The organism is Lysobacter sp. GQ73 (genome assembly GCF_059758755.1).
This window is the reverse complement of the sequence record NZ_JCAXEE010000007.1, coordinates 259,194-280,240: the sequence shown is the minus strand read 5'-3', so window position 1 is coordinate 280,240 and position 21,047 is coordinate 259,194. Positions and strand designations below refer to the sequence as shown.

The 21,047-nt window shown below is 66.8% G+C and carries 15 protein-coding genes; 3 read left to right on the top strand and 12 right to left on the bottom strand.

The genetic code is table 11. The annotated features are described in order from the left end of the window. From AC6CH2_RS19085 to AC6CH2_RS19065, 5 genes are all read right to left on the bottom strand, one after another. Nucleotides 1-690, bottom strand: coding sequence for an ABC transporter ATP-binding protein (locus AC6CH2_RS19085; protein ID WP_498270567.1), 690 nt, complete (start codon nucleotides 688-690; stop codon nucleotides 1-3). Then, nucleotides 677-1,912, bottom strand: coding sequence for an efflux RND transporter periplasmic adaptor subunit (locus tag AC6CH2_RS19080; protein WP_498270566.1), 1,236 nt, complete (start codon nucleotides 1,910-1,912; stop codon nucleotides 677-679). Before AC6CH2_RS19080 ends, AC6CH2_RS19085 begins: the two co-directional genes overlap by 14 nt. Then, nucleotides 1,890-4,040 carry a peptidase domain-containing ABC transporter gene (locus AC6CH2_RS19075; RefSeq protein ID WP_498270565.1) on the bottom strand — a complete coding sequence of 717 codons (2,151 nt, stop codon included), beginning with the start codon at nucleotides 4,038-4,040 and terminating at the stop codon, nucleotides 1,890-1,892. The genes AC6CH2_RS19080 and AC6CH2_RS19075 overlap by 23 nt, the downstream gene beginning before the upstream one ends. A gap of 236 nt (nucleotides 4,041-4,276) precedes the next feature. Continuing rightward, complete coding sequence (locus AC6CH2_RS19070; RefSeq protein ID WP_498270564.1) at nucleotides 4,277-4,468, bottom strand: hypothetical protein; 192 nt, start codon at nucleotides 4,466-4,468, stop codon at nucleotides 4,277-4,279. A gap of 547 nt (nucleotides 4,469-5,015) precedes the next feature. After that, nucleotides 5,016-7,121 carry a S8 family serine peptidase gene (locus AC6CH2_RS19065; protein WP_498270563.1) on the bottom strand — a complete coding sequence of 702 codons (2,106 nt, stop codon included), beginning with the start codon at nucleotides 7,119-7,121 and terminating at the stop codon, nucleotides 5,016-5,018. Nucleotides 7,122-7,423: 302 nt separating this feature from the next. Here AC6CH2_RS19065 and AC6CH2_RS19060 point away from each other — a divergent pair, with 302 nt between their 5' ends. After that, complete coding sequence (locus tag AC6CH2_RS19060; RefSeq protein ID WP_498270562.1) at nucleotides 7,424-10,360, top strand: winged helix-turn-helix domain-containing protein; 2,937 nt, start codon at nucleotides 7,424-7,426, stop codon at nucleotides 10,358-10,360. A 464-nt stretch (nucleotides 10,361-10,824) separates the two neighbouring features. Here the strand turns inward: AC6CH2_RS19060 and AC6CH2_RS19055 are convergent, their stop codons facing one another. From AC6CH2_RS19055 to AC6CH2_RS19025, 7 genes are all read right to left on the bottom strand, one after another. Further along, complete coding sequence (locus AC6CH2_RS19055; RefSeq protein WP_498270561.1) at nucleotides 10,825-11,316, bottom strand: PhzA/PhzB family protein; 492 nt, start codon at nucleotides 11,314-11,316, stop codon at nucleotides 10,825-10,827. 66 nt (nucleotides 11,317-11,382) lie between these two features. Beyond that, nucleotides 11,383-12,237, bottom strand: a complete 855-nt coding sequence (locus AC6CH2_RS19050) for a PhzF family phenazine biosynthesis protein (protein ID WP_498270560.1) — start codon at nucleotides 12,235-12,237, stop codon at nucleotides 11,383-11,385. 12 nt (nucleotides 12,238-12,249) lie between these two features. Next, a complete protein-coding gene (locus tag AC6CH2_RS19045; protein ID WP_498270559.1) occupies nucleotides 12,250-12,879 on the bottom strand; it encodes a pyridoxal 5'-phosphate synthase in 630 nt (209 codons plus the stop codon). A gap of 224 nt (nucleotides 12,880-13,103) precedes the next feature. Further along, nucleotides 13,104-13,442 carry a hypothetical protein gene (locus AC6CH2_RS19040; RefSeq protein WP_498270558.1) on the bottom strand — a complete coding sequence of 113 codons (339 nt, stop codon included), beginning with the start codon at nucleotides 13,440-13,442 and terminating at the stop codon, nucleotides 13,104-13,106. Then, nucleotides 13,439-15,310 (bottom strand): anthranilate synthase family protein, encoded by a 1,872-nt coding sequence (locus AC6CH2_RS19035; RefSeq protein WP_498270557.1) that lies wholly within the window; start codon nucleotides 15,308-15,310, stop codon nucleotides 13,439-13,441. The genes AC6CH2_RS19040 and AC6CH2_RS19035 overlap by 4 nt, the downstream gene beginning before the upstream one ends. Then, complete coding sequence (locus AC6CH2_RS19030) at nucleotides 15,307-15,957, bottom strand: isochorismatase family protein (protein ID WP_498270556.1); 651 nt, start codon at nucleotides 15,955-15,957, stop codon at nucleotides 15,307-15,309. Before AC6CH2_RS19030 ends, AC6CH2_RS19035 begins: the two co-directional genes overlap by 4 nt. Nucleotides 15,958-16,040: 83 nt before the next feature. Further along, complete coding sequence (locus AC6CH2_RS19025; RefSeq protein ID WP_498270555.1) at nucleotides 16,041-17,447, bottom strand: class II 3-deoxy-7-phosphoheptulonate synthase; 1,407 nt, start codon at nucleotides 17,445-17,447, stop codon at nucleotides 16,041-16,043. Between the two features lie 629 nt (nucleotides 17,448-18,076). On the opposite strand from AC6CH2_RS19025, the gene AC6CH2_RS19020 reads away from it, so the two are divergent. Both AC6CH2_RS19020 and AC6CH2_RS19015 read left to right on the top strand, forming a co-directional pair. Beyond that, nucleotides 18,077-19,102 (top strand): methyltransferase, encoded by a 1,026-nt coding sequence (locus tag AC6CH2_RS19020; RefSeq protein ID WP_498270554.1) that lies wholly within the window; start codon nucleotides 18,077-18,079, stop codon nucleotides 19,100-19,102. Nucleotides 19,103-20,711: 1,609 nt separating this feature from the next. Then, on the top strand, nucleotides 20,712-21,038 hold the full coding sequence (locus tag AC6CH2_RS19015) for an antibiotic biosynthesis monooxygenase family protein (protein ID WP_435395156.1): 327 nt from the start codon (nucleotides 20,712-20,714) through the stop codon (nucleotides 21,036-21,038). Nucleotides 21,039-21,047 lie beyond the last annotated feature (9 nt).

Here is a 21,047-nt window from a genome sequence, read left to right as displayed (position 1 = left end):
TCAGGCGTCCGCAGCCGCAGCGGCGTCGATCACCTGTCCATCGCAGACCCGGATCGTGCGCTGGCAACGTTCGGCGACTTGCGGCGCGTGGGTCACCACGATCAGGGTGCGGCCCCTGGCGTGGATGCGCGCGAACACGTCCAGTACCTCATCGGAGGTCTTCGAGTCGAGGTTACCGGTCGGCTCGTCGGCCAGGATGATGTCGGGCTCGCCGACGATGGCGCGGGCGATCGCCACGCGCTGGCGTTCGCCGCCGGACAATTCGTCGGGCCGGTGCGCACTGCGATGGGCCATGCCGACTTCCTCGAGCGCGGCCTGGGCGCGGCGCCCGGCCGCGGCGCGCGCTTCGCCGCGATAACGCAGCGGCAGCATCACGTTCTCCAGCGCCGAGCAGTTGCCGAGCAGGTGAAAACTCTGGAACACAAAGCCGATGGTGCGGTTGCGGAAACCCGACAGGGCGGCATCGTCCTGGCGCTGCACCGGCGCGCCGTGGATGCGGATCTCGCCGGCGTCGGGCGTGTCGAGGAAGCCGATGATGTTCAACAACGTGGACTTGCCCGAACCCGAGGCGCCCATCACCGCGACGTACTCGTGCTGGGCCACGTGCAGGTCGACCCCGCGCAGCACCGGCACTTCGGTGGCCCCGAGGCGGTAACTCTTGCGGATGCCGCTGAGCTCAACCGCGTTCATACGAGATCACCCGCACCCGCGTGCCCGGCTTCAAGAACGGCTGGCCGGTCGCCGGCACCACCACCAGGTCGTCGGCAGCGAGCCCGCCGCGGATTTCCTGATGGGTCTCGTTGACGTCGCCCAAGCGCACCCGGCGCAGGCTGGCGACGCCATCGCGCACCACCAACACCGCGCCGCTCGCGCCCTGCCCCGCTTCGGTCCCCAGCTCGGCCGGGTTGTCGCGCAGTGCCGCGATCGGCACCGTCAGCACCGGCGCGGTCTTGCGGCTGGGAAACTCGACCCGGCAGGTCATACCGGTGCGCAAGCTCGCGCGGCGAGTGTTGCGGATCTCGATCAGCACTTCGTAGTTCGCCGCACCGGCCGCGGGCGCGCCGGTGCCGGTGGTCGGGCGCGCCGGCGCCATCGATACCGAACGCACCGTGCCCGGCAGCGGCGTCTCGTCGAAGGCCGGCACCACCACGTTGGCGACGGCGCCGGGACGGATCTTCCAGACGTCGTACTCGCCGAGCTTGGCGGTGGCGACCAGCACGCGGGTGTCGGCGATGCGCGCCACGGTCGAACCGCTGAAGCTTAATGCGCTCGGCACCGCGGTCTCGCCGGGGGACACGTCGATCGACAGCACCGTGCCGTCGATCGGCGAACGCAGGATGGACTTGTGCAAGCTGTCCTGCACCTCATCGACCAGGGCGCGCTGGTTCTGGATGCGCGCATGGCCTTCGCGGTAGGCCGCGTCGGCCTGGCGATACGCCGCCTCGGCCTCGTCCAGGCCTTCCTCGCTGACCAGTTGCTGTTTGCGCAGTTCGGTGAAACGGCGCAGTTTGGCCGCGGCCAGTTCGCGGCTCGCGCGCTTGACTTCGAGCGAGGCCATTTCGCCATCGCGGCCGGCCTCGCGCTGCGCCAGCTGCGCTTCGTATTGCTGCGAACGCAGCTTCATCAACGGCTGCCCGCGCTTGACCTCGTCGCCCTGGCGCACGTAGATCTCCTCGACCGCGCCGAGCACTTCCGAGGTCAGCGCCAGTTCGTTGCGGTAGGACAACGTGCCGTCGGCGAAGATCGTGGTCGGCAAGGCGTCCAACGCCGGCTTGACCACCGCCACCGGCGCCACCGAGGCGACCGTGTTGCGCACCATCAGCAAGCCGAGCACCAGCACGCCGGCCGCGACCGCGCCGACCGCGAGCGCCAGCCGGCGCGGGCGCCCCTCACGCATAGACGGGACGTTCATGGCGTTGTCCTCCTTGCGCGGTCCGGCCCAGGTCGTGGACGCGATCGCCCGGCTGGATCCACTGAGTGCGATGAGTGACGATGATCTTCATGCCCGGCCACAGCCGCAGATGGCGCAGGATCGCGCCTTCGGTGGCGGCGTCGATGTCGCTGGTGAATTCGTCCAGCAGCATGATCGGAGCGTGGCTGTAGAGCAGGCGCGCCAGGGCGATGCGCTGGCATTGGCCGGACGACAGGCTCTGCCCTACCGCGACCACCGGCGTGCGATAGGCCAGCGGCCAGGCGACGATCTCGTCGTGGATGCAGGCCGCGCGCGCGCAGCGTTCGATGCGCTCCTGATCGGCCTGCGGGTCGAACATGGCGATGTTTTCGGCGACGGTGCCGGCGAACAAGGCCGGGTGTTGGTTGAGATAGGCCACCGAGGCCGCGCTGGCGCCAGAACTCGTGCCGGCCCCCGTGCCCACGCCGGCACGCTCGCCGTGCACGCGCACCTGGATGCTGCCGGCGTCGGGCAACAGCAGGCCGCCGATCAGCTTGAGCAAGGTGCTCTTGCCGCAGCCGGAAGGCCCCACGATGACGTTGAGCCCGCGGTCGTCGAAGTTCGCCGACACGTCCTCGAGCACCGGCGTGCCGGTGCCGAGATAGGAAAAGCCGACGCCGCTGACCGCGACCTGGCTCGGCCCCGCCCACGGCGGCGCGGCTTCGTCGGCGCCGGGCACGCCCTCGTCGAGGCTCATCAGCCCCTGGATCGACTCGATCCGGTCGGCGTTGATGCGCACCACGACCAACTGCATGAAGAACATCTGGATCGCGCGCACCGACGGGCCGGTCCAGCCCAGCAGGAAGTAGCAATAGAACGCGGTCTGGTCGGACAGGTCGATGCTCGGGAACGCGACGAACAGCAGCAGCAACGCGGCGATCGGCACGACCTTGTCCTGGTAGGCGTACAAGGCTTCGAACACCGCATTGAGCTTGCCGCGCGCCTCCAGCCACTTCTGGTGTTCGCCGAAGCGGTCCATCAGGCGGTCGGCGAACACCTGCTCCTTGCGATTGACCTTGACGTCGACCGCCATGGTCAGGGTTTCGGCCAGGGTGCTGTAATAGCCCGAATACGCCAGCACTTCGCCGCCGGTGAGCCGCAGCAAGCGCTTCCAGCACAGGATCAGCACCGCCGTCGACAGCAAGGTCAGGGCGAGGAACAGCAAGGCCACCGGCGCGCTCTGGAAGGCCAGCACCGCCAGGGTCGCCATCAGCACGCCCGAATCGAGGATCAGGCCGGTGATGCGCGCCGACAGGAAATCGCGCACGCCCGAGACCGAGTTGACCCGCGCGATCAGGTCGCCGGCCGGCAGCAGCGAGAAGATCCGCAGCGGCAGCTTCAGCAGGCGATCGACGAAGCGGGTGATCAGGGAGCGGTCCAGGCGCAACTGGATCAGCAAAGACACCCGCGCGCGCATCCAGTGCGCGACGACGAAGGCCAGCGACAACACCAGCAACCCCATGCCCAGGCCGGTCGCACTGCCGCTGCCTCCATAGGCCAGGAAGGTCACTGCGCGGCTCAACAGCCAGGGGAAGGAAATGGTGGTGGCCACGGTCAGCGCGATCACGCTGAGCAGGAACAGCCACAGCGACCAGTTCTCGCCGAGAAACTCCTTGAACAGCTGACCCAGCGGCGATATCGACACCCGCGAGCGCGCGGCTTCGTCGCGTTCGGCGCAGATGAACACGCCGCTCCACATCGCCTCGAATTCGCAGTGGGCCATGCGGCGCTCGCCGATGGCCGGGTCCAGCACCGTCACGGTCGTGTCGTCGACCGCGCCGACCACGACAAAATGCTCGTGGCGCAGATGCACGATCGCCGGCAGCGCCGCATGCCGCAGGGCTTGCACGGTGCCGTCGGTAGCCCGCAGCGCCTTGGGCTTGACTCCGCACATGCGCAGCACGTCCAGCATTTCCTTGGCCGACATGCCGCGCTGGCTGACCGGGTAACGCGCCGCCAGCGCGAGCATCGGCATTCGCAAGCCCAGCCCCGACAACAGCATCGAGATGCAGGCGTGGCCGCAATCGGCGGCCGAGGTCTGGCTGACGAACTTGGTTTTGTTGCTGACGCGCCGCAATGGCTTGTTCACGCTGTCCGTCCAGGCAAGACCGCGAGGGCTGGGAGCGGCGGACTTCCGGCGCAACCGCGCGCACTGCGCGAACGTCGGCGACGCGCCCAGCGGCGTAAGCGACGCGCGTGGCCGCGCCCCGTCCGACGATGCGTGCACGACCCGACGCACGATGCGCAGGCATCGCGGCTGGATTCGCTGTAAGCGCCGTACTCGAAGGAGCCGCCCGCTACCGCCAGGCGGCTCCGGTTAGCGGATCAGCAGTGTCCGACACATACCGAGTGGCCGTTGGAACAGCCGCACTCGCCGGTGAACGAACAAAGCCAGCCGCAACCGCATACCACCGGTTTGCCGCCGAACAAGGCTTCGAGATTGTCGTCCGAAAGTTCCTCGGCGAACGGTACTGCAGACGTACTTGGATCCTGGACCAGAGCGTGTTGCTGCAACATGGGGTAGTCCTCAGATTTGGCCACCAGCGATGCGCTGAGTGGGTCGATGCCCCCTGACTTTCGACGTTGCACTTGTTATCACGATGCATCGCGCGGTTCCGTGGTCCTCGTCAAGAATCGTTTCGCGACGAAGCGACGATGCCGATGCGGCTCGCACGATGCGTATCGCGAAGACTTTTCGACATGCGAAAAACTGCGTAAAGACGCGCCAAATCGTGAACTCGCGACGATTCCGCGCGGATGCTTGCCTCGAGCGCGTACGATCGTTGCGCATCATCCCAGACATGGTAGTTCGACGGTGTTCGGATGCGCGTTGTTCCATCTTTAGCTGAGCGAGTCGCTGCAAAGAGGAGCACGATCGAGCTTTAGGCATTCGGCTCCGCCAACGTGAAGGCGCAGCCGGCCTGCGCGGCAACGACGGCAGGTAGCCAGTGCGACATTGCGTCCCACCGGCATGCCGGCGGCCCATCCCTGCCGAGAGCGCAAACCAGACAGCCCCGGCGGGGCCGGGGCTGTCTGGGTACGGACTGACGATGATCGGCATCGATCAGAACTTGATGCTCCAGCTATCGATCTTGCCGATGTCGTTGACGTAGTTGTCGCGTGCGCGCAGCTTCCACGTACCGTTCAGGCTCTCGGTCGAGAGATTCAAGGTCGCGGTGCCGCGAATGTCGTCGGCGCTGTCGTAGGTGTTGTAGTTCTTCAACAGATAGGTCGAACCGTCCGGTGCGACCAGGTCGACGCGCACGTCGCCGCGGAAGCTGTGCACGATCGCCACCGTCACCGTCGCGTTGCTCGGTGCGTTTCCGCTGCGGCCGGAGACGGTGATCGGGCTTTCCACCGTGCTGTTGTCGTTGATGGTGTAGTCGGTACCGTTGGTGTAGGTCTGCACGCCGCCGGCCGGCGCGGCCACCGTGACCGAGGCGGTCTTGGTGTGGGTGCCGCCGGCATTGTCGGTGACGGTCAGGCTGACGTTGTAGGTGCCGGCCGCGGCGTAGGCGTGGCTGGGGTTGGTGGCGGTCGAGGCCGCGCTGCCGTCGCCGAAATTCCAGCTGCGCGAGACGATGCTGCCGTCGCTGTCGCTGGAACTGTCGGTGAAGGTCGCGGTCAGGCCGTTGACGCTCGAACTGAAGTTGGCCACCGGATCGACGTTGCCGCCCACTCCGCCCTGCGCCGCCAACACCGCCGCGGCCGCGTCGATCAGGCCGGGGCCGCAACCGCCCGGGCAGTTCGCCGCGGCGATCGGGCGGGCGGTGTCGGCCAGGATGGCCTGCACTTCCGCGGCGGTCTTCGGCACCGGCGCGGCGGCCTGCATCAGCGCGATCACACCGGCGACGTGCGGGGTCGCCATCGAGGTACCCTGGTAGAACGCGTAGCCGTTGCCGCCGACCGTCGACAGCACGCCGTTCTGGTCGTGCTGGCGCACGCACTTGCCCTGCGGCGATTCGCGCAGCGCCAAGAACTCGTTCTGGGGCGAGCAGGTTTCGCCGCCGGGTGCTGTGATGTCGATGCTGGCGCCGTAGGAGGAGTAGAACGCCCGGCGACCGTTGTTGTCGCTCGCGGCCACGCTGATGACGCCGGCGCAGCTCGCCGGGGTCGCCCCGGCGACGTCGATATTGCTGTTGCCGGCCGCCGCGACCACGATCGAACCGTTCTCGATCGCCTTGTCGATCGCGGCCTGGTAGGCAGGGGTATCCGTACAGGGACGGTTGCCGCCCAGCGAGAGATTGATGACCTCCGCCGGATTGGGGTTTGCAGGCAGACCATCGACCGCACCGCCGGAAGCCCAGACGATGGCATCGGCGATGTCCGAGGTGGCGCCGAGGCCGTCCTTGCCGAGTGCGCGCACCGGTACGACGCGAGCGCCGTAGGCCACGCCGGCGACGCCGGCGTTGTTGTTGGTCACCGCGGCGATGGTGCCGGCGACATGGGTGCCGTGCTGATTGTTCGAGGAGTCGGTGGCGTTCGCATCGCGACCGTCGCCGTCGTCGGAACGACCGCAGCCCGCGGTCGCGCCGACCGTCGCGCACTCGGCCGCGCTATAGCCCACCGCCGTGGTCACCATGTCGTAGCCAGGCAGGATGTTGGCGTTGAGATCGGTGTGGGCGAGGATGCCGCTATCGACCACTGCCACGACGACGCCCTGGCCGGTGCTGCTGTTCCACGCCGTCGAGACGTTGGCGCCGGCGGCGCTGGTGGCGTAATGCCACTGTTCGTTGTAACGCGTGTCGTTGGGCGTGGCCAGGGCGCGCACCAGCAGATCCGGCTCGACCGACAGCACGTTCGGGTCGGCGGCGAGCTGGCGCATCAGCGCCTCGGCATCGACGCGATCCAGCTTGCGGTCGGCGCGGACTACGTCGGAGCCCAGGGCCATGCGGCGGAAGTGCTTGAGGCGCAGCGCCTTGAGATCGGCACGGGCCGCCTGAATGCGACTCATGGCTTGGCTCAGCGAAGCATCGCGTGCGGTGGCACTGGTACGCGGCGCGCTGCCGTCGCGATAGCGGACGATGAACTGCCCGTACTCGCCACCATCCTTCAGGCCACCGAGATAGACCTGCCCGGCGAAGGCCGGAGCGGCCAGCGCGGACAAGGCCAATACCGTGGCGGTGGCCAGTACCTTCTTGCGACTGCCGTTATTCGATACAGTGGACATCTTATGAATCCCCTCTGAGCTGATCGGAATTGCGAGTCCGGGACGAACTCGCTCGCTGTCCGGTCGTCTTCGGTAGGCGTGCCGTGCGACCGGTGTCTCAGGTGTAGTGCGACGCAGAGGGCTGTTACCTCTAACGAGAGATCACTTTTTTCTCATTTGTCGTTGAAAACGATATTCTTGTCACATTAATAGGGCAGCCCCCCTGACCGCAGCGCCTGTCCCCAGCGATAGGCATGCGGCAGGATGTTGCGGCTTGGCGATCCACCGCCAGCACCGACTTCGTAAAGCGGCTGAGGCGACCGATGACCGACACGCGTACGCCGCCTTGGCCACCCGATTCGCGCTATCTGCGCACCGGCGACTTGCTCATCGATCTGCGCTATCGCCGGGTGAACTGCGGCGGGGTCGAAGTCGAGCTGCCGCAACGCCTGTTCGACCTGCTGGTGCTGCTGATGGCCGAGCCGCACACCTTGCATGGCCGCGCCGAGCTGTTCGCGCGCCTGTGGCCGGGGCTGGTCGTCGAGGACGCCAACCTGACCCAGAACATGTGGTTGCTGCGCAAGGCGCTTGGCGAGCCGCGCAAGGGCTGGATCCGCACCGTCGCCAAGGGCGGCTACGTGTTCGAACCGCCCGGCCCGGTCGAATGGTTCGCCGAACTGCCCGCGCCGGCCGGTCCCCGCACCGATTCTCCTGCCGATCCTTCCGCCGAGCCGGCGCCCGATGTCGCAACGGCAACCGATACCGACGAGGTCGTCGATGCGCAGCCGGCGGCCGCTGTCCCGATCGAATCGCCCGTCGAATCGGCCCCGGCAATACGCCCGGGTACGTCGGCGCAGCCACGCGGGAGACGCTGGGCCCGTCCCGCCGCCTGGGCCGCCGCGGCGATCGCCCTGCTCGCCGTCGCCGGCGCGCTGCTGTGGTTTCGCGATCCCGCAACGGCCGGCACCGGTGCGGCCGCGCGACCGCTGGCGGTCGCCCTGATCGAAGTGGAAGACCGCGCCAATGCGACGCGCTGGCCGGTGAAGCTGTTGCGCGAATGGCTGCGCTGGAAACTCGGCAGCCTGCCGGAAGTGACCCTGATGACCGAGGCCGACCTCGCCGCCGACGGCGAGTCGAGTTCGCCGAAAGTGATCTTCCTGTCGTCGGGCATCGCCGCCGGCGATGCCTCGCAGGTCCTGATACGCGCCCGCTTTCACGACCAGGGCCGGGAACAACGGTTTGAAGTCAAAGGGCCGGTCTCGCAGGTGCCGGCGATGGTCGACACGCTGTCGCAGCAGGTGATGGCCGAACTCGTACCCGGCCGCGCCGATGCCTGGCCGGCCTTGAACCTCGCCGCGCCGGCGGCGCGCCGCTACGCCGATGCGGTGGAGGCGATCGACCGCCGCGACTGGATCGCCGCGGCCGCGATCTCCGGCGAAGTCGTGCGCCAGGCCCCGCGTTTCGGGCTGGCGCGGATGCAGTTGGCGCGGGCGCAATCGCGCCTGGCCCAGGCCACCTCGGCAATCGAGCAAATGCAGATCGCGATCGAATCGACCAAGCCGGTGCCGGCCGAAGTCGAGGAATCGATGCGCGCCGAAGCCCTGGCGATGGATCCGCGGCGCCATCAGCAGGCGCGCGAGGCGTACGCGAAACTCGTCGCGCGTTATCCCGCGCAGTCGAACTACGTGCTCCAGTACGCCCAATTGCTGTCGCAGACCGGCGAACTGCAACAGGCCTTGAGCAGGCTTTCAACGCCCGACTGGGAACGCAAGCCGATGGGCACGCGCGTCGCCCGGTTGCTGTTGATCAGCGAAATCCACCAGTTGATGGGCGAACCGGAGCGCATGCGCGAGTATGCGCGCAGCGCCGAGCGCATCACCCGCGAAGCCGGCGCCGGCTGGGAACTGGAACACGGCAACGCCCTGCTGATGATCGCGGTGGCCGACACCCTGCAATACAAGGAGCGCGCCGACGTCGGCCAGTACGAACTAGCGGCCAAGCGCCTGGAAGCGGCCGGCAACCGCACCCGGGCGCTGTACGCGCGCTTCCTCGCCGAAGCCACGGTCGCGCCCGACGCGGCCTCCGCCGCGCGCATGCAGGCCCTGCTGGCGCAGGCCCGCGCGGGCGGCTATCGCCGGCTGGAGATCGACATCCTCGCGCGCGCCGCCGCCCAGCACTTCAACGCCGGCGACTTGCCCGGTTATCGCAGGTTGCTCGAAGAAGCCTTGATGGTCACCCACGATTCCGGCGACGTGCTGATCGGCCACCGGCTGGCGATGGCCTTATTGATCGAGGATATCGTCGGCGCGCGTCTGGACAGCGCGGCCGAACGCCTGCGCCAATTGCGCAAGGCCGGACTGCAAGGCCGCTGGGTCGTCGACCTGGCGCATTTCGATGCGGCGCTGAGCTCGATGCACGGCCGCTATGCCTATGCCGTCGCGGTGCTGGACGGCGCCGAGCGCGAGATAGCCCGGCTGCCGGCCGGCGGCGCCGGCGAATCGCGCGCCCGCGTCGCCTGCCTGCGTGCCGAGGCCCGCCTGCCGCTGGGCGACCTGCAGGGAGCGCGCAGCGACTGGTTGCGTTGCGCCGCCTCCGAGCAACAGTCCACTCTGGTCTCGCCGCTAATCGGCCGTGCGCACACCGAATGGCTCGGCGGCGACAAGGAAGCCGCCACGGAGTTGCTCGGGCGCGCGCAGACGGCGCTCGCGGCGCTGGGCGATTCGCCCGAGGGCGCGGAAGCGGCGATGGAGATCGCCACGCTGTTGACGCGTACCGGCGCCTTCGCCGAATCCGACCGGCTGTATCAGCGCGCCCTGCCCGTGATGCGCGCGGCGCAGTATCACTGGCTGGTCGCCGGCGCCGAGACCGGCCTGGCCGAGAACGCCGCCGCACGCGGCGATTGGGTCGCAAGCCGACGCTTCGGCGCGCAGGCCCGCAGCAAGCTGCCCGCCGACGCCTGGTCCCTGACCAGCCGCCTGGACCTGCTCGACATCGTCGCGGCCCTGGCGGTCGACGACAAGCAACGCGCGGCGGCCTTGGCTTCGGCGCTGCACGCCCAGGCGCAGCGCGGCGGCGACCGCCTGACCCAGATGGAATTGCATAGCCTGATGCCGCACGGCATCGTTGCCGCCGATTGCAGCCGCAACCATCGCGACAGCATGACCGCAAGCACCGGCATGCGCGGTGCGAGCCTGGCGTGGCTGCAACCGAAATCGCAGGTGCTGGCGGCGGAACCGGCGTTGGAAACATTGTCGCCTTGAGCGGCGGCGCTCATGGCAAAGGCAGAAGCCGATCCCCCGGCGCAGCCGCATCCCCCACCCCGGTTCACGCAGGCGCCAGTCCCCGTCCAAAGAGGGCGAACGCACCCACGCCTCATTCGCGATGATTTAGTTGACGAGCGCCACGACGCCGTGAGTACCCTTTTAGGAGGAGGGGGGACCGCTGTTCGTCGCATCGACCGAAGCAAATCCTGGTGCAGCCGCCCTATCTCGACCTCCCATGTACGTCGGCGCCAGCCCCTTGTTCCAAAGGGGCGAAGGAACGCGCCCCGCTCGGAAGGCATTCAACCAAGCGCCTTCTCCTTTGCCAAAGGGGCCGACGGGTCGCGCACTCCCCCCGAAAGCTTGCTCGCGGCTAGCGAATATCCAACCCGTGCTTCACTCCGGTCGCGACGGCCGAGAGGCCGCGGTATTGCCAAGTTTACGGCGCACTGGAACGAACGGCCTCAGGCCGGGATGCCTTCGCGCTTGATCGCCGGAACCGGAATGCCGAGCGCGCGCATCTGCTGGTACGGGTTCATGAACTCGCGGTTCTGCTTGATCTTCCCATTCTCCAGCAGGAAAGAATGGATGAAGTGGTTGCTGTAATAGCCTGGCGGATAACCTGGGAACAGGATCTGCCCTTCACCGTCGCACTCGACCCAGAAGCGGTTCGGGTCCTGGGTCTCGAAGATCTGCACGTTCTTCCATTCCCAATCCGGAAAGCACTTCAGCGACCACGCGCCGTGCGCCTTCAAGCCTTCGTGGCCGCGCGACACGATCGGCTCGCCGGTGTCGTTGGTCCACAGGCCGCCGCTGCCGTCGGGCGTGAACAACAGATAGCGGGTCAGCCGCGCCTCGCCCTTGCGGCTCATATAGTCCTCGACCACCGCCCGGTGCCTGCGGCGCAGCTCGTCGTCGCTGCCGGCTTCGAAAGTACTGAATGCATGTTCGATCATGATGCCGCCCTCTATGTAAGCCATGAGTGGTTGGTGGCGACCGAAGCGCGGCGGATGCCGCCGGTCTCAAGCTTTCCAGCGGGTCAGTTCGCCGCGCGCCACCACCGTCGCCGTGCCGGATACGCGGATCGGCCCGATCTGCGCCAACGAACCTTCGACCACCGCGTGCATGACCGAGCGGCGGCCCATCTCGACGCCCTGGCAGATCTCGATCGGCTGGCCGAAGCCGAGCCGGCCATGACGGATCAGATGCAGGGCAAGCGGCCCGGCGGCCGAACCGGTCGCGGCGTCCTCGGCCACGCCGTAGGCGGGCGAGAACATGCGCATGCGCCATTGCGAACCCGAGCCGGCGAAGCAATTCGCGGCCATGTCCGGCAAGGTGGCGAGGATGCGCAGGTCGGGTTTCACCGCCGACAAGGCCGGGATGCTGGGCAGGCCGACGAAGACGTGGCGCGGGCCGTTGCGGTAGATCTCCACCGGCAGGGTCGACGAGGCCAGGCCGAGGCCTTCGAGCAGCACGTCGGCGAGTTCGTACGGCTCCCAGGCCGGGATCGGCTGCTGCATGCTCGCGGTGAGGATGCTGCCGTCGTCGTTGCGCTGGAAGGTGAAAGGCACCGTACCCATGGCGGTTTCCAGGCCGAAACCGGCGGCATCGCACTGCTCGCCGAGCACGATCGCGGTGCCGAGGGTCGGATGCCCGGCGAACGGCAGTTCGTTGACCGGGGTGAAGATGCGCACGTGGAAATCGCCGTCCGCGCCGGGCGGAAACACGAAGGTGGTCTCGGAAAGATTCATTTCGCGGGCGATGCGCTGCATGTCCGCCGCTTCCAGGCCGGACGCATCGGTGAACACCGCGACCGGGTTGCCTTCCAGCGGCCGGTCGGTGAATACATCGGCCACTACATACTTGCCTGCGCTCATGTCGGCCCTTCCTTATGGTTGCAGCCTGCGATGGGTCCAGCCCGACGGCGCCGCGTCGTAGCGCAAACGGCTGTGCAACCGGTCGTCGGAGGCCTGCCAGAATTCGACGATGGTCGGACGCAGCGCATAGCCGTGCCAGCCCTCCGGCCGCATCAGCGGAATCGCTGCGCGGGTCAGACGCTGCGCTTGCAGACGCAGCGCCTTCTCGTCTTCCAGCACGGCGCTCTGGCGCGACACGGTCGACATGGAATTGGCTTCGGGCGGGCGCTTGCTCCACAGCAGGTCCGACTCGGCCGCCGACAGCGGCCCGACCGGTCCGCTCAGGACGATCTGCTGCTTGGTTTCGCGCCAGTACAGCACGCCCGAGGCCCAGCCGTTGAAGGCGATCTCGCGGCCCTTCTGGCTTTTCGCATGGGTGGTGAATACCAGCGAATCGCCGGTGATCTCGAGCAGATGGACCATGCGGTTGGAAGCGCGCCCGTCGATGCCGGTAGTCGCCAGGGCCAGGGTGCCGGGATCGCGAACGCGGCTGTCGATGGCCTGGTTGAACCATTCGCGCAGCAGCGGAATCGGTTGTTCGGGCGGCACGTCGAAGATCGAAATCTCCAGCGCCTCGGCTGATGTCGCGTTGAATTGACTCATGTCGGTTCGTCCGGTGAATGGGGTTGCGTCTTGCATCGAAATCGTCGTCCGGCCTCGATGCCGAGCGGGCGCGACGCGCGTGGCGATCGGGGCGTCTGTCGTCGCCGGCATCGGCGCAGCCGGGCCGTGCCCGTACCGACCCGTCGCCTGCGCCGACGAACCCTGCGCGCTGCCCGGCTGCGCCGGCGGCCGAAGCGCTCGACCTTGCGCGTCAGCACGGCGTTTCAGGCGTGCTCTTCCTCGAGCGCATCGCCGACCAGCCAGGGTCCGGCGCGGCCGTTCTCGATCAACACCTCCATGTCGAAGGTGGTGCGCATGCTCGGCGGATAGCCGATCAGCTCGGTCGCACGGTTCGGCGGCAGCGGCTGGCTCATCGCGTCGCTCGACTCCCACACCACCACCGCACCCCACAAGTTGTTGGCCGGATCGGAGATCCAGAACTTGGAATGCATGCCACGCACGTCCTCCCACGGCGCCACGCCCTCCTCCCTCAGGTAGTCGCGCATCGATTCTATGGTTTGGCCCGACTGGTCCAGGTTCCACCAGCTGATCGTGGTTTTCATGCGGTCAACACTCTCTTTACGCTCGAAGCGATGATGTCCACGCCGCGGCGGGTCAGCAGCGACTCGGCATGGAACTGGATCGATGCGAAGCCGGCGCCGCGCAGCGCATGCACTTCGTTCGACTCGGCGTCGCGGCTGACCTCGATCAGGCTGTGCTCGCCGCGGGCGAACTGGCTGCTGTCGCACTTGGCGACGTAGGTGTTGTAGAAACCGACCAGTTCGGGGCTGCCGAAGAAGTCGATCTCGCGCTGCACGCCCTGGTTCGGCGTGGCGCGCTGGATCAGCTCCAGCCCCAACTCCAGGCACAGGATCTGGTGGCTCAGGCACACCGCGAGGAAGGACTTCTTCTCGGCGAGCAGGTGGCTCATCGCCCGCCGGATGCTGGCGATGCGCGGGTCGTCCATATTGCGCGGGTCGCCCGGGCCGGGGCCCATCACCGCAAGGTCCCAGTCGCCCTTGAACAAGGCCGGCTCGTCGAAGCGGCACATCGTGACGTCCAGGCCGATCGACTTGAGCTGCTGCGCGAGCATCGCGGTGAATGCGTCCTCGGCGTCGACCATCAGCACCTTGCGACCGCTCAGCGCCGGGTCGATACGGATGCGGTCGCCGGCATCGGACAACCAGAAATCGGCGATGCCGCCGTTGCGCTGCTTCAGCGCGGCCTGCACGTCCGGGTCCAGCCCGAAGCCCGACTTGCGGCCGTGGCCGAGCGCGGCCAGCAGGGCCTTGGCCTTGGCGCGGGTTTCCGCGGCCTCCGAGGCCGGGTCGGAATGGCGCACGATGGTCGCGCCGACGCCGATGCGCATGCGTCCGCCGGCGTCGATGTCGGCGGTACGGATCAGGATCGCCGAGTCCATCATCGCCCGCCCGTTCGCATCGCGCCCGATCAGCGCGGCCACGCCGCCGTAGTAGCCGCGGCCCTCCGGTTCGTGGCGGGCGATGATCCTGCAGGCGTTCTCGATCGGGCTGCCGGTGACGGTCGGGGCGAGCAAGGTATGGCGCAGGATGGTGCGCGGGTCGCTGGTGGTGTGCCCTTCGATGAAATATTCGGTATGGGCGAGCCGCGACATTTCCTTGAGATACGGCCCCACCACCTTGCCGCCCTGCGGGCAAAAGTGGGCCATCATCTTCAGCTCTTCGTCGACCACCATGTACAGCTCGTCCTTCTCCTTGGCGTCGGCGAGGAAGCCCATGACGCCCGACAGCGACGGGCCCGACGGCGGATATCGGTAGGTGCCGCTGATCGGGTTCATCGTCGCCACGCCGTCGCGCAGGCTGACCTGGCGCTCGGGGCTGGCGCCGATGAAGGTACGCTCGCCGGTATGGACGATGAAGGTCCAATAGGCGCCGACCTCTTCCTGCACCAGGCGACGGAACGCGGCCAGCGCGACCGGCAGCGAATAGCCGCTGATGTCGGCGACGAAGGTCCGCTTGAGCACGAAGTTGGAGCCCTCGCCACGGCCGATCTCGTCGGCGACGATTCGCCGCACCTTGTCGGCATAGGCTTCGTCGTCTATGTCGAACTCGCCGCCGGCCAGCTCGATCGGCGCCGCGGCGATGGTCTTGAGCGCCTCTTCGACGGAAACGCGCTCACGCTGATGGATCGTCATGACTTGCAGACGCTGGCCATCGTCGACGGACGCGAAACCGCGCTCGCGCAATTGTCCGTAGGGAACCAGCACCAATACTTCCTCACCGACGGTTCCCGCGTCGGCCAGCGGAATCGATTCGAGCGTATCGAACTGGCCCATCTCGCCAGCGAACACGTCCAGCATGTCGTGGGCGTCCGACTGCGGCCGGAACAGCAACGCGAACGCGCCCTGGCCGGCCTGCCACCCGACGATGCCGCGCAGCAATGAACTAGTCATGCGGCCACCTGTTCCGAGGTCACCACGACGGCGCAGCAGCGCGCGGCGTACTCGAGCGCCATCAGGTGACGTTCCAGGGAAAAGTCGGCGACGGCGTCGCCGACCACGAAGGTTTCGATGTCGTTGGAAAACGCCTCGACCGCGGTCATCAGCACGCCGATGTGGGCGTACACGCCGCAGATGATCAACTGGTCGCGGCGGGACTCGCGCATGCGCTCGAGCAGGTCCGATTTCCAGAACGCGCTGTAGCGCCACTTGGTCAGCGACCAATCGCCCTCGACCGGGCTCAGTTCGTCGACGACGTTGCGGTCGACCGGGTCGACCTGCATGCCGTTGCCCCAGAAGTCCTTGAGCAGGCCGCGTTGTTCGGCGGTCATGCCGCCGGGCTGCGCGGTATAGGCCACCGGGATACCGAGCGCCTGGCAGCGCCGGCGGATCGAGGCGGCATTGCGGACCAGCACCGAGCCCAGGCCTTCGGATGGAATCGGGCGCAGGAAATAGCGTTGCATGTCGTGCACCAGCAGCACCGCGCGATCGGGATCGATCGTCCAGCTCGCGATGTTGGCGGGAAGCTGGGCGGTGGTCGGCATCGCATAAGGCTGAATCTTCGGAATACCGGTCATGATTGCTTCCATCGTCTTGGGCATGACGCCCTTCGTGGCGGTTGCCGCGGCGGAGATTCTCTGCTCGCGGCGGCGCGCATCGCATGCATCGGCCGTGGCCTGGCTCCTCACAGCGAGCCGCCCATCGCCCGCAAGGGCGGCGCGATCGGCCGCGCCGACGGCGTGGCGCGGCTGGCGGAGACGATCAGCATCGACAGCTCCAGAGACTGTTCGTAGTTCAGGCGCGGGTCGACCGTCGTCTTGTAGGCGCGGCTCAGATCGGCTTCGGCCAGGTCGCGCGCGCCGCCGAGGCATTCGGTCACGTCCTCGCCGGTCAGTTCCAGGTGGACGCCGCCCAGGCGCGTGCCCTCGGCGGCGTGGATGTCGAAGGCCAGGTCGAGCTCGCCGCGGATGTTGTCGAAGCGGCGGGTCTTGTAGCCGTTGCCGGCGCTCTCGGTGTTGCCGTGCATCGGGTCGGCGACCCACAGCACCCGGCGTCCGGCCTGGCGCACCGCCTTGAGCAGGCCCGGCAGGGCATCGGCGATCCGGGCCTTGCCCATGCGCGTGATCAGGGTCAGGCGGCCCGGTTCTTCGTAGGGGTTGAGCACGTCGATCAAGCGCAGCAATTCGTCGGGCTTGGTGGTCGGCCCGACCTTCACCGCGATCGGGTTGCCGATGCCGCGGAACAGTTCGACATGGGCGCCGTCGAGCGCCGCCGTGCGCATTCCGATCCAGGGCAGGTGCGTCGACAGGTTGAACCAGCCCCCGCGTTGCGGCACGCGCCGGGTCAAGGCGGCTTCGTAGTGCAGCAGCAAGGCCTCGTGCGAGGTGTAGAAGCCGGTGTGCATGCGGCTGTCGACGAACTGTCCGCCGACGGTTTTCATGAAACGCAGGGAATCGGCGATTTCTTCGACCACTCGCCTGTACTCGATGGCGCGCGGCGAGTGCTCGACCCAGTCGAGCTTCCAGTACTCGGGATGGTGGATGTCGCCGAAGCCGCCATCGACCATGGCGCGGGTGAAGTTCAGGGTCAGCGCCGAATGGGCATAGGCCTCGAACAGGCGGTTCGGGTCGGGACGGCGCGAGGCCTCGTCGAAATCGGCGCCGTTGACGATGTCGCCGCGAAAACTCGGCAGCGACACGCCGTCGCGAGTTTCCTCGTGGGTCGAACGCGGCTTGGCGTACTGTCCGGCGAAGCGGCCGACCCGGATCACCGGTTGCTTCAAGCCGTGAGCCAGGACGATGCTCATCTGCAGCAACACCTTGAGGCGGTTGGCGATGATCTCGCTGGTGCAGTCGACGAAGCTCTCGGCGCAATCACCGCCGTGCAGCAAGAAGCGTCTTCCTTCCTGCGCTTCGGCCAGAGCCCGCTTCAGCTTCAACACTTCCAGCGAAGTCACCAGCGGCGGCAATCGCGCCAGCCGGTCGGTCGCCTTCTCCAGTCCCCCGTCCGCAGCATATTGGGGTTGTTGTTGCGCCGGACGCTGTTGCCAGGTTTGCGGCGACCAATCGTCCTCGTTTCTGACTACGCTCAACGGTCGAAACATGGAATCGTCTCCCCATTAGGTTTGAGTGCCGGCACGCGATCGATCGCGTCGACCCCTGCATGCGACTTGCTTAACCGAGCGGCGCACGCCGTGGCGCCGGAATTCGGCATGCCGTATAGCGAGCGCGTACTGCGGCCGACGCCCCATCCATACCGATGGGAACATCGCGAATGCCGCCCGAACCCTTGTTTCCTCGTTCGGATGCGGCTCTCGACTTCCAGCGGCGACGGCAAATTATCAGATGGAAAATGGCGGTTTAACCGTAGAAAGTACGTAACCGGCAATGATGGGATCGATGTAGATTTGCAGCCGCCGAGCGGACGCATCGCGCGGCGTGTCCGGTACTGCATCGCAGTTTCGGACTTAGTGTGAGCGCTATCGGTTTTTTATCTTGCACCACACGCCGGCCTCGTCCGGACGGCGCATAAAGCGCCGCGAAGTCCCAAAACGAATCCGATGTTCGCAGGGGCGGTCATGCATCGGACTTGCTGCGACGTTCCAATCACCGGCTGAGCGAATGCGCAGGCGTCCTCCCGGCCCGTCCAACCGGCTGGGCGACCCGCTTATCGCCGACGCCACCCCACGACTTTTTGCGCATAACTACTCCAGGAGTGCATATGACTGAGAATATCCGTGCCGGCGCCGTACCCTTGTCGTCGATCCTGCTGCAGATGATCACCGGCTACTGGGTGACGCAATCGCTCTACGTCGCCGCCAAGCTCGGTATCGCCGACCTGGTCGCCGATGCGCCGAAGCCGATCGAGGAACTGGCGGCCGCGACCGGCGCCAAGGCACCGCTGCTCAAGCGCGTGCTGCGCACCATCGCCAGCATCGGCGTGTTCACCGAGAACCAGCCGGGCGTGTTCGGCATCACCCCGCTCGCCGCGCTGCTGCGCAGCGGCACCCCGGACTCGATGCGTCCGCAGGCGATCATGCACGGCGAAGAGCAGTACCGCGCCTGGGCCGACGTGCTGCACAACGTGCAGACCGGCGAGACCGCGTTCGAGAAGCAGTTCGGCACCAGCTACTTCGGCTATCTGGCCCAGCATCCGGAGGCCGACCGCGTGTTCAACGAAGCCCAGGCCGGCTATACCAAGCAGGTCGCCCAGGCCGTCGTCGAGGCTTACGACTTCTCGCCGTTCAAGACCGTCGTCGACATCGGCGCCGGCTACGGCCCGCTGCTCTCGGCGATCCTGCGCAGCCAGCCCGAAGCGCGCGGCATCCTGTTCGATCAGCCGCACGTGGCCGAGGCCGCCGGCAAGCGCCTGGCCGAGGCCGGCGTCGGCGACCGTTGCGGCACGGTCGGCGGCGACTTCTTCGTCGAAGTGCCCGCCGACGGCGACGTCTACATCCTGTCGCTGCTGCTGCACGACTGGGACGACGAACGCAGCATCGAGATCCTGCGCAACTGCCGCCGCGCGATGCCGGCACACGGCAAGCTGCTGATCGTCGAGCTGGTGCTGCCGGAGGGCGAAGAGCCGTTCTTCGGCAAATGGCTGGACCTGCACATGCTGGTGCTGCTGGGCGCCCAGGAGCGCACTGCCGACGAGTTCGAGACTCTGTTCGCCGCGTCGGGCTTCGCCATGGAGCGAGTCCTGCCGACTGCTTCGGGCCTGAGCATCGTGGAGGCGCGTCCGATCTGAATATCGGGTCCGGCCGTGCGCCGGACAATCTGGTGCAGCCGGTTGCTGGTGCAGCCGGCTGCATTTCGTTACGTCCATCGTCTAAGCGGGTCGCGACTACTTGGTGTCGCGTGGATCGGCTGCTGTGACGTCCTTTCTGCGTGGAGGCGGTGCTGCGACGGTGTTACTGCGCCCCCTAAATCAGGATCAGGATCAACCCCAAAGCTTCCGCCACTCAAGCGGCGGGTTACTTTCTTTTGTCATAAGCAACAAAAGTAAGGTAACCAAAGAAGTTGCTGTTCTTTGAATTACAGGCCCGCACGAGCGATGCATTCGCGTAGATTTTTCATACGGGACATCCCTGTCCCGATGAAAAACGGCGCGCATCCCCGCGCGCCGCCCTTCGGGTCGTCCAGGGCCTTCGCGAGTGCGCGGCGGCGCACAGCCAAGGCCAAGGCTAAGACCGGCGATTGGAAGCCAAACGCAGCGACGCCATCCCCTGTAGGAGCGACGTGAGTCGCGACCGCGAATCTGCGGCTGCCGGCGCGGATGGTCGGGGTTGCGCGGTCGCGGCTTGCGCCGCTCCTACCCAAGAGCAATGCGTCGTCTGCCGCGCCGGATTTTGATCCGCTTTACCGCTTTGCCGGTCAACTGAAGACCCGTAGGGCGGCTCGCGGGGATGTGGGCCGTGCGCAAGCAGGCCAGAGATGGCCTGTCTGGAGCATCCCTGCGTCGGCACCGATCGTGCGGGCTGGTGCCCTTGCAAGAAGAAGCACTTTTCTTTGGTGACTTTCTTTTGTTGCTTTGGACGAGAAAGTTACCCGCACCCTTTAGGGAGCGGAAGCTTTGTTCTTGATTCGGCTTCACCGCCCTGCGGCCAGAAGCGCCGCAACCGGAGACGACGTGGTCGCGACTTGCGTCGCTCCTACCCTGGCGATAGCACGCCGCTTCGGCGAGTAACGAAAGCCTCGCCGCTTCTGCGCGTCTCTTGGTCGCGACTTGCGTCGCTCCTACTCTGGCGAAAGCGCGCCGCTTCATCGAACGACATCGGCCTTGGCGCCTCTGCGCGTACCGCAGTCGCGACTCACGTCGCCCCTACAGGTATCTGAGCCGGCCTTGCCTACGACCGGTCGCCACAGCCAACGATGCCTGTCATCGCTGCGTCATCGCCAGCTCACCACTCCTTCAACAGGGGTCCGCACGCCGGTTCTGCGGCAACTGAAGTCATGACGACATACTGATTGTTTATATGACAGATAACACTTGCACGGATTGCCGCGCGATTTCCAGCTCCGCAAAGGATTGTCGAATACCGCTGTTTTAAAGACATTTCGCGACACAAATCTAATCTCCAAGATTCGGCACATTCACCTCGACGTCGCACTTCGCGGCCGATGTCATCCCTCGCGCGCACTTCAGAATCTCCACGGGCCGTTCTCTATCCGTAGAAACTACAGATGCGCCGGCGATGGCCTCTCATTACTTTAACGGTCGAAGCCCGATCGCGAGTTTCGCTCGCGGCAGGCGGACACAGGGGGCTTCGAGATGCACGGCAACGCTCCCTGGCGAGTCTGCCGTGATACCCACCGACCGGCGTAGTCCATGCCGGAACAAAGCAGAGAATCACATCATGGCCAAGAACGAACAGGTAATCCGCGCCGACGACACGGTGACCTTCATCAACGTTTTCGATGTCGAGCCCGCCAAACAGCAGGCGCTGGTCGATCTCCTCAACGAAGGCGCCGACAAGGTGATCCGCCACCGTCCCGGTTTCATCTCGGTGAGCATCCTCGCCAGCAAGGACGGCAGCCGCGTCGTCAACTACGCCCAGTGGCGCAGCGCCGAAGACATCAAGGCCACCCGCGAAGACCCTGCCGCGCAGGACTACGGCAAGCGCAGCGCCGAACTCGCGCGCGCCACCCCGCACGTCTACTCGGTCGCGTCGGTCCATCGTTGATGCGCATCG

Bases quoted from the DNA above. Each gene is read 5' to 3' on its own strand.
- AC6CH2_RS19085 (WP_498270567.1), bottom strand. From the start codon at position 690: ATGAACGCGGTTGAGCTCAGCGGCATCCGCAAGAGTTACCGCCTCGGG.
- AC6CH2_RS19080 (WP_498270566.1), bottom strand. From the start codon at position 1,912: ATGAACGTCCCGTCTATGCGTGAGGGGCGCCCGCGCCGGCTGGCGCTC.
- AC6CH2_RS19070 (WP_498270564.1), bottom strand. From the start codon at position 4,468: ATGTTGCAGCAACACGCTCTGGTCCAGGATCCAAGTACGTCTGCAGTA.
- AC6CH2_RS19065 (WP_498270563.1), bottom strand. From the start codon at position 7,121: ATGTCCACTGTATCGAATAACGGCAGTCGCAAGAAGGTACTGGCCACC.
- AC6CH2_RS19060 (WP_498270562.1), top strand. From the start codon at position 7,424: ATGACCGACACGCGTACGCCGCCTTGGCCACCCGATTCGCGCTATCTG.
- AC6CH2_RS19055 (WP_498270561.1), bottom strand. From the start codon at position 11,316: ATGATCGAACATGCATTCAGTACTTTCGAAGCCGGCAGCGACGACGAG.
- AC6CH2_RS19050 (WP_498270560.1), bottom strand. From the start codon at position 12,237: ATGAGCGCAGGCAAGTATGTAGTGGCCGATGTATTCACCGACCGGCCG.
- AC6CH2_RS19045 (WP_498270559.1), bottom strand. From the start codon at position 12,879: ATGAGTCAATTCAACGCGACATCAGCCGAGGCGCTGGAGATTTCGATC.
- AC6CH2_RS19040 (WP_498270558.1), bottom strand. From the start codon at position 13,442: ATGAAAACCACGATCAGCTGGTGGAACCTGGACCAGTCGGGCCAAACC.
- AC6CH2_RS19035 (WP_498270557.1), bottom strand. From the start codon at position 15,310: ATGACTAGTTCATTGCTGCGCGGCATCGTCGGGTGGCAGGCCGGCCAG.
- AC6CH2_RS19030 (WP_498270556.1), bottom strand. From the start codon at position 15,957: ATGCCCAAGACGATGGAAGCAATCATGACCGGTATTCCGAAGATTCAG.
- AC6CH2_RS19020 (WP_498270554.1), top strand. From the start codon at position 18,077: ATGACTGAGAATATCCGTGCCGGCGCCGTACCCTTGTCGTCGATCCTG.
- AC6CH2_RS19015 (WP_435395156.1), top strand. From the start codon at position 20,712: ATGGCCAAGAACGAACAGGTAATCCGCGCCGACGACACGGTGACCTTC.